Raw genomic sequence first — 16180 nt, 5'->3', positions numbered from 1 at the left:
GTTACGTGGGCTCCTGAACAAAGGCGGTCATCTTTATGATACGAGCTTTGCCGTTGCTGTCTTTTTCCAGGGCCTGGCCAAGGACGGCTTCGGGAAAGATGGGCTCATACAGATAGCAGGCCCGCAGAACCATCAGCTCGTTTACGCCGCCAAATACAAATTCTTTCTTGAGGATGGCCGGATCAACCGGTTCCGCATTCTCTTTGCATTTGGCATCCGGATCGAGCGTCGCATAGGCGCGCAGGTCAACCGGCATCATTTCCAACCGCAGTTCCGTGTCGCAGTTGTTGATGAAAGACGCGTTTTCGCAAATCACGGTCTTGATCTCAGCGTGGCTGCTGGGCTCACCGGTTCCCAGACGGATCTGGCGCACGGCGATGTCCAAGCCACGTTCGATCAACGTGTGGCGAATGGTGATGAAGCCAAGTTCGATCGTCATCATCAGAAGGATGAGGAAGATCGGGACAACGATCATAAATTCGACCGATGCGTTGCCTTCTTCTTCGTCCAGTCTACGCAGCAAATAGTTACTCAACCGATTTGTCATTGTGTCAGCCTCAGGTTCTGGATGTTTGTGGCGATCGAGTTGAACGCGCTGCTGATCGATACACCTTCAGCACGGTAGTACTGTGAGTGCGATGTCGCGCATTTCTTCAGCTCGGTCTCCGCTGTTCCGCCCTCTGTCACTTCGAAACCGATCGTGTAGATGATCACGTCCTTGCCATCCGCTTTTGCAGCGGTACAGGCCTTGCCCATACGGGTGTTCTTGGCTGAACCACCGATGGTTTCTTCATCCTGGTAATCATCTTCGGAATCTGCGCCTGTGATCAGGTTATGGTAGTCCGGAGACATCCGGCCCCACGCGTTTTCCCAATCCAGTTGATCGCGCAATTCATTTCCGTCACCGTCAAGGACAACGTCGATGGCTGCAAATTCAGCAGGTGTCATCCACTCTTCGTCCGCGATATTCCAGTACCGGTCGTGGCCGTAACCATCGTAGAGGAAGTAGCTTGAACGCGTCTCACTGGCGTATACGCATTCCCACCACCAATTGGCACAGTTGCCCTCATTGTAGGTCCGGTAGGAGTGATTGTAGACGTAGTATCCATACTGGAAGACTTCGTCGTTGTAGGTAACGTTCCACAGGTCCGAACCCGGGCCACGATAGTCAGCAGCAGCGTGCTGCTCAGGTGTGCTTGGGTCCAGAAGACCATTCGGGTCATTGAAGTAATAGGAATTGGTGTTTTTCCCGTCGCCCATCATCACGATGACTTTCTGGGTCGCCAATTCGTTATACTCCGCAGGGATGTTGTTCAGATCAGGCGCAACAACTTCTGCAACCTCGTCAAAGGCAGGGTCGAGCAGAGCGGCTGCCCATTTGACGCCGAGGTGCCCAGATGTGTTGCCATCCGCTTGCAGGCTGTCGATCTTATTGTGCAGATCAGTCTCGCTGATCGAGTACGGCAGGAAGCGGAAGTAGTCATCCGTGTAGCATGACCGCCATTCGCTGTTGAGCCGGTCGAAATCGCCGCTGATGTCATAGTAAGACGTGTAAATCTGCTGCGCGTATGTTGTATCCGGATCGATTGCCGTGTCATCGAAATCATCTTCTTGGAAAACAAGACATGTCGAATAGTCGTGGGTTTCGTCGACTGTCAGTGCTTCATACACTTCAATCGGAGGTGTCACGCCAAAGCTGAACGGAATGATCGAAATCACCGAGCTGCCGGGATCGGAGGCGTTGAGAATGGTTGTCACGAACTGTTTCGCAGCCGTTTTCAGATTGGTCAGCTTGTCACCGCGCATCGAGCCTGAAACGTCAAGCACGAGTGCGATTTCCAGTTTGGGAACGCGTTTCTCGGCGGTCGAGGTGGCGGCCGCGCTGAGGGTTTCGATCCCGACAAGCTTCATCAGGTAGGTGTCAACATCCACGGAGGTGTTGACGGTAACTTTGGCGGTGTTGAGTGTGATGTTGACGTCGCCTTCAGCGAAATCATCCAGGTTGTCACCCAGACCGATCTTGTTGAAGTAATCCGTCACAACGGCTTTAGCTGAGTCGTTGTCTGGCATCACAGCGCCGGCCAGCGATGCGGCATCTGCCACAGCGGCCAGTCGCGAGCGTTGCATTTCGTGACGCATGGTGTCGATGCCGACCCCTGCGATGATCAGGAATGCAAGAAGCATATAGAGTGTGAACGCGACAACGCCGCCATCCTCGTCACTCTTAAAGCTCTTCATACGCTTTGAAAGCGCACGTTCGATCATCGATTTTCGGCCTGTTTTGGCCAAATGTTTAAGTTGCATCTCTTTACTCATGTCATCACCTCTTTGGGCGGTTAGTCGCCCGTATGAACACACTACACCGCGGTCTAATTTACCGATCTGTGTGGCGAGAATATGGCGTAAAGGGAGAAATTAACCTTTAATTAACATGTAATTAGGCTCAAATTCACAACAATCTCTAGGCGATTGGTGGATTGTCGTTGCTGCGTTAACGATTAAGGCAAAGACGTCAAATCGATATGCGCGGCGTTGACGCTGGCAAATCCGGGTTGGACAAAACTGTCGCATCGTTTAACGATTGCGATACTTCCGGTGGTTTAAAGAAAAAACACAATACCACCGTCAGTTTATTTCAGGGAGAGAACCAATGAATGCACCGCTCCAAGAGCCAAGTTTCCGCGAAAGTGTCGATCTGATGTTCAATCGCGCCGTTGCGCTGATGGACTTGCCGCCGGGGCTGGAGGAGAAGATCCGCGTATGCAACGCGACCTACACGGTGCGGTTCGGGGTTCGCTTGCGGGGGCAAATTCATACCTTTACCGGGTACCGCTCGGTGCATTCGGAACATATGGAACCTGTCAAGGGCGGTATCCGGTTTGCCATGGGCGTGAATCAGGATGAGGTCGAGGCGCTGGCGGCGTTGATGACCTATAAATGCGCGCTGGTCGAAGCGCCCTTTGGCGGATCAAAGGGCGGGTTGCGCATCGATCCGCGTGAATGGGACGCCCATGAGCTGGAATTGATCACCCGTCGTTTCGCTTATGAGCTGATCAAACGCGATCTGATCAATCCCAGCCAAAACGTGCCCGCCCCCGACATGGGAACGGGCGAGCGCGAGATGGCGTGGATTTCGGACCAGTTCAAACGCATGAACACCACCGATATCAACAGCCGGGCCTGCGTGACCGGTAAACCGATCAATGCGGGCGGTATTCAGGGCCGGACCGAGGCAACGGGGCGCGGTGTGCAATACGCGTTGCAGGAATTCTTCCGTCATCCGGAAGATGTCAAAATGGCGGGGCTTTCAGGCACGCTGGATGGCAAACGGGTGATTGTACAGGGCCTGGGGAACGTGGGTTATCACGGCGCCAAGTTTCTGCAGGAAGAGGATGGCTGCGTGATCACCGGCATCATCGAACGCGATGGCGCGCTCTTTAACCCCGACGGCATCAATGTCGAAGAGGTGAAAAACTGGATCACCAAACATGGCGGCATCACCGGGTATCCCGATGCCCGGCATACCGCAGAAGGTTCCGCCGTTTTGGAGGAGGAATGCGATATCCTGATCCCGGCGGCGCTTGAGGGTGTGATCAACATGGGCAACGCGGACCGCATTAAGGCGCCGTTGATCATCGAGGCGGCAAATGGTCCCGTGACGGCCGGGGCTGACGATATTCTGCGCAAGAAGGGCTGCGTGATCATCCCGGATATGTATGCCAACGCCGGCGGTGTCACTGTGTCTTATTTCGAATGGGTCAAGAACCTCAGCCACATCCGGTTTGGCAGACTGGGCCGTCGTCAGGAAGAGGCACGTCACCAGTTGATTGTGGATGAGCTGGAGCGTCTCGACAAACACCTGGGCGGTTCCTGGTCAATGACCCCGGATTTCAAGCAGAAATACCTGCGCGGTGCAGGCGAGCTTGAATTGGTACGCTCGGGTCTCGATGACACCATGCGCGCGGCTTATCAGGGCATGCGCGAGGTCTGGCACGGCCGTGAAGACGTCGATGATTTGCGCACGGCGGCGTATCTGGTGTCTATCGGCAAGGTGGCTGACAGCTACCGCGCTTTGGGCCTCTGACCTTCGGGTCGCGCACTGGCCTGAGAATGTCGAAATTGATGGGGGGCTTCGGTCCCCCATTGCTATTCTACCGGCAAGTTGGTTCACTCGGATCATGGCAACAAAGAGGTAAACGGTATGCGGTTTTCCGGTCTTCGCGTTCTCAAGGAAGGTCTGACCGGCAACAAGGGCTGGGCACCGCACTGGCGTGATGCCAGCCCCAAGGATGCCTATGATGTGGTGATTATTGGTGGCGGTGGCCACGGGCTCTCCACCGCATTTTACCTGGCCAAGAACCATGGCATTACCAATGTCGCCGTGTTGGAAAAGGGCTATCTGGGCGGCGGTAACGTGGGCCGGAACACCACCATCGTACGCGCAAACTACATGATGCCGGGCAATTCGGAATTCTACAGCCACTCGCTCAAGCTCTGGGAGGGGCTGGAGGAAGAGCTGAACTATAACGTAATGATGTCGCAGCGCGGCCAGATCGTGCTGTTTCATTCCGACGGGCAACGCGATGCGATGGCGCGGCGTGGCAACGCCATGATCAATCAGGGTGACGACGCCGAATTGCTGACCCGCGACGGGGTGCGGCAGCATTTGCCCTACCTCGATTTCGACAACACGCGGTTCCCGATCTATGGCGGCTTGCTGCAACGGCGCGCAGGGACAGCCCGGCATGACGCGGTGGCCTGGGGTTTTGCCCGTGGTGCCAGCGATCGGGGGGTGGACCTGATTCAGAATTGCGAAGTGACCGGCATCGACATTGAAAATGGGGTCGTCCAAGGGGTTCAGACCTCACGCGGGGCCATCCGGGCCAAAAAGGTGGCCATTATCGTGGCTGGGCGCTCATCCCAGGTAGCGGCCATGGCCGGGATGCGCCTGCCGATCGAATCCCACATCCTGCAGGCTTTCGTGACAGAAGGGTTGAAGCCGATCATCAACCATGTGGTCAGCTATGGCATGGGGCATTTCTACATCAGCCAGTCCGACAAGGGCGGGTTGGTCTTTGGCGGTGATCTGGACATGTATGCGAGCTATGCCGCACGCGGTAACCTGCCCATGGTCGAACATGTGATGGAGGCCGGGATGACCCTGATGCCCGCCATTGGCAAGGCCAAGGTGCTGCGCAGTTGGGGCGGGATCATGGATATGTCGCCTGATGGTTCGCCGATCATCGACAAGACACCGACAGAGGGGCTCTACCTCAATTGCGGCTGGTGCTATGGCGGGTTCAAGGCGGTTCCAGGATCGGGCTACTCGACAGCGCATCTGGTGGCCACAGATACCCATCATGCGCCGGCAGCACGCTACAGGTTAAACCGGTTTCTGACGGGCCAAGGCCTCATGGATGAGGAGAGCACCGGTGCGCAACACAACCTGCATTAAATCCGGATCCGTCCGTCAGGGAGGCGTGTCATGAGGATCACCTGCCCGAATTGCGGTGAACGAGACCGGCGCGAATTTTACTACACCGGTGCGGCCCTTCTTCTGGAACGCCCTGCGGAAGACGCCAGTGCAGCCGAGTGGGATAATTACATTCATAACCGCGATAACCCTGCCGGGATCACCCGTGATCTTTGGTATCATGAAACCGGGTGTTCCGCGTGGTTGGTTGTGACCCGGAATACTGTGACCCATGAGGTTCTGAAGGCGGAACTTGCCAGCGACGTGAAGGAGTGCCGCGATGAGAGTTGAGGGCGCTGGCCTGATCGACCGCAACCAGCGGATCGGTTTCTCCTTTGATGGCAACCAGTACCAGGGCTTTGCCGGGGACACGCTTGCCTCGGCGCTTTTGGCCAATGACATCCATTTGGTGGGGCGTTCGTTCAAGTATCACCGTCCACGCGGTATCCTGACGGCTGGCAGTGAAGAGCCAAACGCGCTGGTCACTTTGGGGCTAGAGGCGGGGCAGGAGCCCAATGTACGCGCCACGACGGCGGAGCTCTTCGAAGGCATGTTGGCGCGCTCGCAGAACCGATGGCCGTCGCTCGGGTTTGACGTGATGGCGATTAATGATCTGGCGGCACCGTTTCTGGGCGCTGGATTTTATTACAAGACATTCATGTGGCCGAAAAAGTTCTGGGAAAAACTCTATGAACCGGTGATCCGCCGGGCAGCGGGGCTGGGCGCGCTTTCAGGGCAAAGCAATGCCGAGAAATACGAAAAAGCGACGGCGCATTGTGATCTTCTGGTGATTGGCGCGGGCCCCGCCGGATTGATGGCGGCCTGGGCGGCCGCGCGTTCCGGCGCGGATGTCATCCTGTGCGATGAAGACACGCGCACCGGTGGGCGGCTCAACGCAGAGACGCTGGAGGTTGGCGGCAAGCCCGGCCACGTCTGGGCGGCTGATCTGACGGATGATCTGGCTGCGATGGACAATGTGCGCGTGATGACCCGTACCACGGTGGTGGGTGTCTATGATCAGGGGACATATGGCGCGATCGAAAAACTCTCGCCCGACAGAGCCATGCGCGCGGGCGCGCCGCGCGAGTGTTTCTGGCGGATCGTGGCCAAACGTGCGGTTCTGGCCGCGGGTGCGTTGGAGCGTCCGGTCGCGTTTCAAAATAATGACCGACCCGGTGTGATGATGGCGGGTGCGGTGCGCGCCTACCTCAACCGCTGGCGCGTCAGTCCCGGCAAAAACGTGGTGGTTTTTGGCAATACGGACAGCGCCCATCGCACGGTTTCTGATTTGCAGGCTGCGGGCGTGCATGTCAGTGCTCTGGTCGACGCGCGCCATCATGCCACCTGTGATCTGGACATCCCGTTTTATGCGGGCGCCAAGGTGTCACAGGCGCATGGCGGTCAGAGGCTGGAGGCGGTTTCTGTGGCCAGCGTCAGCGGTATCGATAAGATACAGGCTGATTGTCTGGCCATGTCTGGCGGGTGGAACCCGTCCGTGCATCTGACCTGCCACACAGGCGCGCGCCCGGTGTGGAGCGCGGATCACGCCGCGTTCCTGCCGCAAAAGGGTGCGGTGCCGGGGCTTGAGGCCGCCGGTGCATGTGCCGGCGATTTTTCGACCAAGGCCTGTTTGGAAGCAGGGTTTGCGGCGGCATGTCGGGCGTTGGAAGATCTGGGTCGCAGCGCTCCGCGTGCAGATGTGCCAAAGGCGGAAGACGGTAGCTATGACATCTCCCCGCTCTGGACGGTGCCGGGCAAAGGCCGCGCGTGGCTGGATTTTCAGAACGACGTGACCGTCAAGGATGTCAAACAATCGGCCACGGAAAATTTCCGCTCGGTCGAGCATATGAAACGCTACACCACGCAGGGCATGGCCACGGATCAGGGCAAAAGCTCCAATGTGTCGGCCCTTGCGGTTTTGGCGGACGCGACCGGGCAAGGCATTCCCGAAACGGGCACCACCACTTTCCGTCCGCCCTATGTTCCGGTGTCGATTGCGGCACTGGGTGCAGGGGCGCAGGGCATGGGCTTTGCGCCGCAACGCTACATGACATCGCATCTGGCCAGTGTGGAGCGCGGTGCACCGATGATAGAGGTGGGCCTGTGGTATCGTCCCAGCTATTTCCCCAAAGCGGGTGAAACCCATTGGCGTCAATCCTGTGACCGCGAGGTGGACACGGTGCGCAATCACGTGGGGATTGCGGATGTTTCGACCCTTGGCAAGATCGATATTCAGGGGCCCGACGCGGCGCAGTTTCTGGATTTCGTTTACACCAATACGTTCTCGACGCTTAAAGAGGGGCGCGTTCGGTATGGTCTGATGCTGCGCGAAGACGGTCATGTGATGGATGACGGCACGACGGCACGGTTGGGCAAAAATCACTATCTGATGACCACCACCACGGCCGCGGCGGGGCAGGTGATGCGCCATCTGGAATTTGTGCACCAATGTCTGTGCCCCAAACTGGACGTGCGGTTCATCTCTGTGACCGAACAATGGGCGCAGTTTGCCGTCGCGGGGCCAAAATCGCGCGATGTCCTGAACGAGGTGCTGGATCAGCCGATCGATGATGAAAGCTGGCCGTTCATGTCCTGTGATGACGTGGCAATTGGCACAGTTTCGGCGCGGCTTTTCCGGATTTCGTTTTCGGGCGAACAGGGATATGAATTGGCGGTTCCCGCACGGTATGGCGACAGCCTCTTTAGTGCGCTTGTGAGCCGCGCCGAAGCGCTTGGCGGTGGCCCTTACGGTATGGAAGCCCTCAACATCCTGCGGATTGAAAAAGGGTTCATCACGCATTCGGAAATCCATGGTCGGGTGACGGCGTTTGACATCGGCATGGAACGAATGATCAGCGCGAAAAAGGACTGTATTGGCAAAGCCGCTGCCGCACGACCGGGCCTTGTCGACAGCCAGCGCGAACAGCTTGTCGGGTTGAAACCGGTCGGGTCCGTCAAGGAATTGCTGGCCGGGGCGCATCTTTTCAACGCAGGCGATGCGGCAGAAAGCGCAAATGACCAAGGCTATATTACGTCGGTAGGGTACTCGCCCACGATGGGTCATTTCCTCGGCATGGGCTTTTTGAAGAACGGGCGTGCGAGATATGGAGAGCAGGTGCGAATGGTGGATCATCTGCGCGGGTCGGAAACCCTCTGCGAGGTGATAGACCCAGTTGTGTTTGATCCAGAGGGAGGGCGCGTGCGTGGTTGATTTAATAGCGCTTTCCCCTTGTGATGGTCTCTTGCCGCTGCAAATCGGTGCCGTGACGGCCACGGAGGTTGATCCGGGCCAATTGACGGCCATTGCGCCCTATAAAGGGCAGGATGGCGCCCTGTCAGAGCGGTTGAAATCAGCGCATGGCATGGTGGCCCCGGCGCCCAACCGGGCGACGGGCAAAGCCGCGGCGCGGGCGATCTGGTTTGGCAATCGCATGATTTTGCTGCAAGGCCCCAAGCCGGATGCAAAACTGGCCAAACACGCGGCCCTTACGGATCAAACTGACGCCTGGGCCGTTGTGCGCCTTGAAGGGTCTGGTGCGGCGGATGTGCTTGCGCGGTTGGTGCCCATAGATATTCGCGAGACCGTTTTCAAACGCGGACACACGGCGCGGACCGAGCTGATGCATATGATGGCCAGTCTGACCCGGTTGGGCGCCCAAAGTTATCAAATCATGGTGTTTCAGGGCTTTGCCAACACATTGGTGCATGATCTGAAATCGGCCATGCAGAGCGTCGCGGCAAGAACGGATTAGGCGGCCCGCGTAGCTTCGGTTTTCGGCAATCAACCGCTACAGTCAAAATTCGCGAAATTTTCCCCCTTTCGCGTCCTGACAATCGTTCCCACATGCGCTAGGACACGGGCTACCACTCACCACGATCACGAGGCCACCATGTTGCGTACCGTCCCTATTTTCGCCTTTCTGGCCGTTGCCACGGCGTCCCCGCTTGTTGCTCAGGACAAGGCGGCACTGTGTGACATTCAAGGTCAAATTGTGGATGCCGCCGTCGCAGAACGCGTGGGTGGGGCTGATGAAACATCGGCGAGTGATAATGTGGTCGAGGCGCTGCCCGATGATCAGGCTAATTTCAAACCTGCGGTCCAGCCGATTGTTCAATGGGTGTATACGCTTGAGGCCGAGCAATTGACCGAAGAGGTCGCCAAGTCCTACGTCGCGGCCTGTCTGGAACAATAATTTCCGGCACTTCGACTGGACTCGTGGGCTGCGTCGCCCGATATATAAGAGATGAGCCTGCCACCCGGATTTCTGGACGAATTGCGTACGCGCACCTCCCTGTCGCAGGTGGTGGGGCGCAAGGTCATTTGGGATACGCGCAAGTCCAACCAGGGCAAGGGCGACATGTGGGCGCCGTGCCCGTTTCACCAGGAAAAAACCGCCAGCTTCCATGTCGATGATCGCAAAGGGTTTTATTACTGCTTTGGCTGTCACGCCAAGGGCGACGCGATCAGCTTTGTGCGCGAAACCGAGAATGTAGAATTCATCGAGGCGATCCGCATTCTGGCGGCCGAGGCCGGGATGACCATTCCCGAGCGCGACCCGCAGGCGCAGGCCAAGGCCGACAAACGCACGGAACTGGCCGATGTGATGGAGACCGCCGTCCGGCATTTTCGCCTGCAACTGAAAACGGCGGCCGGGGCGGAGGCGCGGGATTACCTGGATCGGCGCGGGTTGACGGAAGAAACCCGGGAGCGGTTTGAAATCGGGTTTGCACCAGAGGCCTGGCAGGGGCTTTGGGATCATCTCAAGGCCAAAAACATTGCAGATGACCTGATCCTCGGGGCAGGGCTTGCCAAACCGTCGACCAAGGCCGGCAAACCCTATGACACGTTCCGGGGGCGGATCATGTATCCGATCCGCGATGCGCGCGGGCGCTGCATTGCCTTTGGCGGCCGCGCCATGGACCCCAATGACAACGCCAAATATCTGAACTCGCCCGAGACCGAGCTCTTTGATAAATCCCGCACGCTTTACAATCACGGGCCCGCGCGCGAGGCGGCGGGCAAGGGCCACCCTCTGATCGTGACCGAGGGCTATATGGACGTGATCGCTCTCGTAGAGGCAGGATTTGGCGCGGCGGTGGCCCCGCTTGGAACGGCGGTGACGGAAACACAGTTGCAGATGATGTGGCGCGTGGCGGATGAGCCGGTGATTGCCCTTGATGGCGACACGGCGGGTCTGCGTGCGGCGCACCGGGTGATCGATCTGGCGCTGCCCTTGCTGGAGGCCGGCAAGAGCCTGCGCTTTGCCCTGATGCCCGAGGGCAAGGATCCGGATGACCTGATCCGTGTCGAAGGGCCGCCTGCGCTGCAGAAACTGGTCGATGAGGCGCAACCGATGGTGCAGCTTTTGTGGCAGCGCGAAACGGAAGGGCGCAATTTCGATAGCCCGGAACGCAAAGCCGCCCTGGACAAGGCCCTGCGAGAGAAGATCAAGCTGATCCGTGATCCATCGATCCGGGGCCATTACGGCCAGGCGATCAAGGACATGCGGTGGCAGCTTTTCAATCCGCGCCGCGCAACGGCGACACCGCGTCGTGGTGGCAAATGGCAACCCCCGCCCGCCAGTGCGATGCCGTCGACGAAATCGTCGCTTCTGGTGGCCGCGGGTGACGGCGCACAGATGCAAATGCGCGTGGATGTGATCCTGGCGACGCTGATCGCGACACCTCAGGTGTGTGACGCGTTTGAAAGCGCGATTGAGACCCTCGAATGCGCAACGCCCGACCATGTGCGGTTGCGTGATCTGATCCTGCGTCACTGGGATGCGGGCGCGGAGACGCTGCAGGCGCATATCGGCGAAGAATTGGGTGAGGGCGCCCTTGAAAAGCTTCGGTCATTGCCCCATGTGGCTTTAGCACCACCGGTCCGACATCCCGGTGAAGACGATATCGCCCGACAGACCATTGCCGAAGAACTGGCCAAGATTGAGGCCGAGCGCGGGTTGAACGCCGAGATCAAGGATGCCGCTGAAGATATCGCGGGAGTTGCCGATGAGGCCGTGACCTGGCGGTTGCAACAGGCGGCAGAGGCGCGAAACCGGGCTGTGCGCAGCCAGCAGGAGGACAAGGCGGAATACGACCTGGGCGATAACGGCGCCCGAATCAATCGCGGAGAGCGTGCGCAATTTCACGCACTCCTGGACAAAATCAGCCCCTCCAAACCGGGTCGTTGATGGACTTTGGTGAGGATTAGGTAAAGAAAACAGGGTAAACGGGTGTGCGAATCACTCCTAATCGCGTTAATGATTCGTTTAACGAATCACCTCGCTGACCCTCTGAGCAGGAGACCTTCATGGCCGCCAAAGACAACGACGACCAAAAGAACGAAGATCAGGATGGCGAACACTCGCTAGATATGAGCCAGGCCGCGGTCAAGAAAATGATCGCTGAGGCGCGCGAAAAAGGCTTCATCACCTACGACCAATTAAACAACGTGCTGCCGCCAGATCAGGTCAGCAGCGAACAGATCGAAGACGTGATGTCGATGCTCAGTGAAATGGGCATCAACATCATCGAAGCCGAAGAAGCCGAAGAAGAAGAACAGAAATCCACCGCGCTGGCCGAAACCGGCAAGCGGGGCGAGATCACGCTTGGCTCGGGCAAAGAGGAAAAACTGGATCGCACGGATGATCCCGTGCGCATGTATCTGCGCGAAATGGGCAGCGTCGAGTTGCTCAGCCGCGAAGGCGAGATCGCGATTGCCAAACGCATCGAGGCCGGCCGCAACACGATGATTGCGGGCCTCTGCGAGAGCCCCCTGACGTTCCAGGCGATCACCATCTGGCGCGACGAACTTCTGGGTGAAGACATTTTGCTGCGCGATGTGATCGACCTTGAAACGACCTTTGGCAACCAGATGGGCGAGGACGAAGAGGAAGAAACACCTGTCGTCGCCAATGTTGCCACGGCCCCCTCGGGCGAAAAGACCGAGGAGCAAGAGCTTGACGCCGATGGCAATCCGATTGCCAACGATGACGACGATGATGAAGACGAACAGGCCAATATGAGCCTTGCTGCGATGGAGGCCGCGCTTAAACCGCGCGTGCTGGAAACGCTGGACCGCATCGCCGATGATTACGTCAAGCTGAGCGAGATGCAGGACAGCCGGATTTCAGCCACGCTGAACGAAGACGGCTCGTTTTCCAAGAAACAGGAAGACACCTACCAGAAACTGCGTTCCGAGATTGTTGAGCTGGTGAATGAACTGCACCTGCACAACAACCGGATCGAAGCGCTGATTGACCAGCTATATGGCATCAACCGCCGGATCATGCAGATTGATTCAGCGATGGTGAAGCTGGCGGATCAGGCCCGGATCAACCGCCGCGAATTTATTGACGAATATCGCGGGCGCGAGCTTGATCCGAACTGGCTGGATGATATGGCCAAGAAGTCCGGCCGGGGCTGGCAGATGTTCATGGAACGCTCGCCCGAGAAAGTCGAAGAGCTGCGCGCCGATATGGCTCAAGTGGGCCAGTATGTGGGTCTTGATATCCCCGAATTCCGCCGCATCGTGCAGCAGGTTCAAAAGGGTGAGAAAGAGGCGCGTACAGCCAAGAAGGAAATGGTCGAGGCGAACCTGCGTCTGGTGATCTCGATCGCCAAGAAATACACCAACCGGGGCCTGCAATTCCTAGACCTCATTCAGGAAGGCAACATCGGCCTGATGAAGGCGGTGGACAAGTTCGAATACCGCCGCGGCTACAAGTTCTCGACCTACGCCACGTGGTGGATCCGTCAGGCGATCACGCGTAGCATTGCGGATCAGGCCCGCACGATCCGTATTCCGGTGCACATGATCGAGACGATCAACAAGCTGGTGCGGACCGGTCGTCAGATGCTGCATGAAATTGGCCGCGAACCGACGCCCGAAGAGTTGGCCGAAAAGCTGCAAATGCCGCTTGAGAAGGTCCGCAAGGTGATGAAAATCGCCAAGGAGCCGATTTCGCTGGAGACACCGATTGGCGACGAGGAAGACAGCCAGCTGGGTGATTTCATCGAAGACAAGAACGTTGTCTTGCCGCTGGATTCCGCCATTCAGGACAACCTCAAGGAAACCACGACCCGCGTGCTCAGCTCTCTCACCCCGCGTGAGGAGCGCGTTTTGCGGATGCGGTTTGGCATCGGTATGAACACCGACCACACGCTTGAGGAAGTTGGCCAGCAGTTCAGCGTGACCCGCGAACGGATCCGTCAGATCGAAGCCAAAGCGCTGCGTAAGCTGAAACACCCCAGCCGGTCACGTAAACTACGGTCGTTCCTCGATCAGTGAGATTTCTGCGTGGCCTAGTGGGTCCTTTGGAACGCTTTTTTGGTGCCGCCGCTGCTGTGGCGTTTTTGTCTGTTATTGGCGCTGTTTCAGTAGCTTGGGCATTTGGGCCAACAGAATACGCTTGGTCGATCTTCGGGTATTCGTTTTTTCTGATGTTTTTCGCAACAGGGGCCCGGTTTTTGGTCCCTGCAGTGCTTGCCTTTCTGCTTTGGGATCGCGTCGATGCTCGTGTAGATGCGGTCAGCAGGACCAGCAGGCTATGGCAAGTCGTGCAATTTTCATACGCGTGCCATGGTGCCGAGCACAAAGGTGAAATTAAAGACAAAGTTCAATTCGAAGTAGGCGACAGCATTCTCATATTTGCAAATCCCGATGATCTTGCGGAGCATATTTATGTTCGCGTTATACTGGCTTTGGCGGGCGCATTCGCCATCTACATGTCAATAAAGATCCTGAATTCAGATAGTTTCTTCGTGTAATTTTTGGCGAAATTTGGCCAAATTCACAGCTATGGCGCGGAACTCTGCGCATTTTTGCCGATCGTGCGACTTCCGGTTGTCCGCATGGACGCGATTGCGTAGGCGCAGAGTATGAAACACGCAAGCCTTTCTGATCTGCGCAGAAACCTGTCGACCATGATGAACGCCGTGGAAACGGATCACGAGCCTTTGGTTGTGAACCGAAAATCTGGCAAGCCCATGGTCATGTTATCGTTGGAAGATTACGAGGCGCTGAGGCGCATTCCGGTGGCAAAACAGCCATCTCCCAGTGTTGGACGATTGCTCCGATCTTTGGCGGAAGTGGATGAAATACGTTTTGTTTCCAACGCGCTAGAAGAGCAGTAGGACAAACTTTCTGACCGGCGACCCGGAGCCGCGTCAATAAAACGACTTGAGCAACCTGTCGCACAATGCGATGCCGCATCCATCAACTGGATGTGCCTATGCAAGCTGAAACGCTCGACAACACGGCTGGCCTGCCTGAAGGCTTACCCACTCATGTGATCGTTTTCGACGGCGAGTGCGTGCTTTGTTCGGGGTTTTTCCATTTCATGATGCGCCACGACAAAACAGCGCTCTTTCGCTTCGTGCTGGCGCAATCCGATCTCGGCACAAAGATCTATCAGGCGCTCGATCTGCCGACAGATGATTTTGAGACCAATCTTGTGATCGTGGACGGCGTGATCCACCGTAAACTGGATGCTTTCGCCCATGCCATGCGCGTGATTGGGTGGCCGTGGCGTGCGCTAGCCGGGCTGCGGTGGCTGCCGCGGTTTGTCAAAGACCCCGCCTATTTCGCCATTGCGCGCAACCGCTACCGTCTTTTTGGGCGATACCCCACCTGCATGGTTCCAGATGCGTCTATTCAGGCACGGTTTCTGCCGGGCGGATGGGGATGAGCGATCCGTTTCTGCAAGTGATTGAAGCGAAAGGTCTGGATGTGCCGCGCGCTGTGCGCGAGTTGCATACGGGTCAGGGTGAAAAGCATTACAGCGGGCAGTGTGATATCACCCGCGGCACGGGCTGGGCCGCACGGTTGGTGCTTGGGCTTGCCGGGTTTCCGCCCGCAGGAAAGGCCGTGCCAACGCGACTTTCGATCACGTCGACGACCCATCATAGCATTTGGGTTCGGAACTTCGGGGGTCATGTGACCCGTTCGACCCTCAAACCCGACGCCACCGCGCGCCATGTGGTGGAACGCTTTGGCCCGATCCGGCTGACGCTGGCGCTGGATTTGCGGGATGGAGCGTTGCAGATCACGGTTTCCCGGATGCATCTATTTGGCGTGCCGGTTCCGCGTGCGCTGTTGCCGGTCAGTGAGACGTCTGAGGCGGAGACCGCGGATGGTCATCTGCAATTTGACGTTGGCGCACGGGCGCCACTACTCGGTTTTCTGATCCGCTATCACGGGGTTTTGTCACGTGAGGCCAGCCCGTAGGATGACCCAGATTTCGCGCGACTGTGTCGTGGTTGTTTTCAGGAGATGACATGCAAACGGATTTTGTGATTTCGACCCGTGGTCAGGGGCTTTATGAATTCACGGCGCAGGTTGCATCCTGGGTTGGCACACAAGCGCTGGCAGATGGTCTGTTGACCCTGTTTATCCGCCATACCTCCGCCAGTCTGTTGATCCAGGAAAACGCGGATCCGGAAGTGCAAAGCGATCTTTTGCATTATTTCCAAAGGCTTGTGCCGCCGAGCACAGACCCGTCGATGCAGTATCTGACCCATACGTATGAAGGCCCGGATGACATGCCCGCGCATATCAAGGCGGCGATGATGCCGGTGAGCCTTAATATCCCGGTGCGCGAGGGGCGCATGGCATTGGGGACGTGGCAGGGACTATACGTTTTTGAGCACCGAAATGCGCCGCATGACCGACATGTCACTGCTCATTTAGCGGTGTAATTTCCCCTC

15 protein-coding genes are annotated in these 16180 nt (G+C 57.5%); 13 read left to right on the top strand and 2 right to left on the bottom strand.

Annotation, left to right across the window (positions count from 1 at the left end):
• Position 1: 1 nt before the first annotated feature.
• Both ACZ1HJ_RS19515 and ACZ1HJ_RS19510 read right to left on the bottom strand, forming a co-directional pair.
• Positions 2-535, bottom strand: coding sequence for a TadE/TadG family type IV pilus assembly protein (locus ACZ1HJ_RS19515; protein WP_472720286.1), 534 nt, complete (start codon positions 533-535; stop codon positions 2-4).
• A gap of 8 nt (positions 536-543) precedes the next feature.
• The gene (locus ACZ1HJ_RS19510) at positions 544-2316 is read right to left on the bottom strand and encodes a pilus assembly protein TadG-related protein (RefSeq protein ID WP_472720285.1); all 1773 of its coding nucleotides are present in this window, start codon (positions 2314-2316) and stop codon (positions 544-546) included.
• Positions 2317-2650: 334 nt separating this feature from the next.
• Here ACZ1HJ_RS19510 and ACZ1HJ_RS19505 point away from each other — a divergent pair, with 334 nt between their 5' ends.
• From ACZ1HJ_RS19505 to ACZ1HJ_RS19445, 13 genes are all read left to right on the top strand, one after another.
• Positions 2651-4084 (top strand): Glu/Leu/Phe/Val family dehydrogenase, encoded by a 1434-nt coding sequence (locus tag ACZ1HJ_RS19505; protein WP_472720284.1) that lies wholly within the window; start codon positions 2651-2653, stop codon positions 4082-4084.
• Between the two features lie 117 nt (positions 4085-4201).
• Positions 4202-5455, top strand: coding sequence for a sarcosine oxidase subunit beta family protein (locus ACZ1HJ_RS19500; RefSeq protein WP_472720283.1), 1254 nt, complete (start codon positions 4202-4204; stop codon positions 5453-5455).
• A gap of 30 nt (positions 5456-5485) precedes the next feature.
• A complete protein-coding gene (locus ACZ1HJ_RS19495; RefSeq protein ID WP_472720282.1) occupies positions 5486-5764 on the top strand; it encodes a sarcosine oxidase subunit delta in 279 nt (92 codons plus the stop codon).
• On the top strand, positions 5754-8684 hold the full coding sequence (locus tag ACZ1HJ_RS19490; RefSeq protein WP_472720281.1) for a sarcosine oxidase subunit alpha family protein: 2931 nt from the start codon (positions 5754-5756) through the stop codon (positions 8682-8684). Before ACZ1HJ_RS19495 ends, ACZ1HJ_RS19490 begins: the two co-directional genes overlap by 11 nt.
• Positions 8677-9225, top strand: a complete 549-nt coding sequence (locus ACZ1HJ_RS19485; protein WP_472720280.1) for a sarcosine oxidase subunit gamma — start codon at positions 8677-8679, stop codon at positions 9223-9225. Before ACZ1HJ_RS19490 ends, ACZ1HJ_RS19485 begins: the two co-directional genes overlap by 8 nt.
• A gap of 138 nt (positions 9226-9363) precedes the next feature.
• Complete coding sequence (locus ACZ1HJ_RS19480) at positions 9364-9666, top strand: hypothetical protein (RefSeq protein WP_472720279.1); 303 nt, start codon at positions 9364-9366, stop codon at positions 9664-9666.
• A gap of 51 nt (positions 9667-9717) precedes the next feature.
• A complete protein-coding gene (gene dnaG, locus ACZ1HJ_RS19475) occupies positions 9718-11664 on the top strand; it encodes a DNA primase (protein WP_472720278.1) in 1947 nt (648 codons plus the stop codon).
• A 119-nt stretch (positions 11665-11783) separates the two neighbouring features.
• Positions 11784-13763, top strand: a complete 1980-nt coding sequence (gene rpoD / locus ACZ1HJ_RS19470; RefSeq protein WP_472720277.1) for an RNA polymerase sigma factor RpoD — start codon at positions 11784-11786, stop codon at positions 13761-13763.
• A gap of 26 nt (positions 13764-13789) precedes the next feature.
• A complete protein-coding gene (locus tag ACZ1HJ_RS19465; protein ID WP_472720276.1) occupies positions 13790-14242 on the top strand; it encodes a hypothetical protein in 453 nt (150 codons plus the stop codon).
• 111 nt (positions 14243-14353) lie between these two features.
• The gene (locus ACZ1HJ_RS19460; RefSeq protein ID WP_472720275.1) at positions 14354-14608 is read left to right on the top strand and encodes a type II toxin-antitoxin system Phd/YefM family antitoxin; all 255 of its coding nucleotides are present in this window, start codon (positions 14354-14356) and stop codon (positions 14606-14608) included.
• Positions 14609-14706: 98 nt separating this feature from the next.
• Entirely contained in the window at positions 14707-15162 is a 456-nt protein-coding gene (locus ACZ1HJ_RS19455; protein WP_472720274.1) for a thiol-disulfide oxidoreductase DCC family protein, read from the top strand.
• A complete protein-coding gene (locus ACZ1HJ_RS19450) occupies positions 15159-15701 on the top strand; it encodes a DUF4166 domain-containing protein (RefSeq protein ID WP_472720273.1) in 543 nt (180 codons plus the stop codon). Before ACZ1HJ_RS19455 ends, ACZ1HJ_RS19450 begins: the two co-directional genes overlap by 4 nt.
• Positions 15702-15751: 50 nt before the next feature.
• Positions 15752-16171 carry a secondary thiamine-phosphate synthase enzyme YjbQ gene (locus tag ACZ1HJ_RS19445; protein ID WP_472720272.1) on the top strand — a complete coding sequence of 140 codons (420 nt, stop codon included), beginning with the start codon at positions 15752-15754 and terminating at the stop codon, positions 16169-16171.
• Positions 16172-16180: the final 9 nt, after the last annotated feature.

The sequence above is a fragment of the Roseovarius sp. JB2-10 genome (assembly GCF_055693585.1).
Note: the sequence above shows the minus strand (reverse complement) of the source record. Positions and strands in the feature narration are given on the sequence as shown.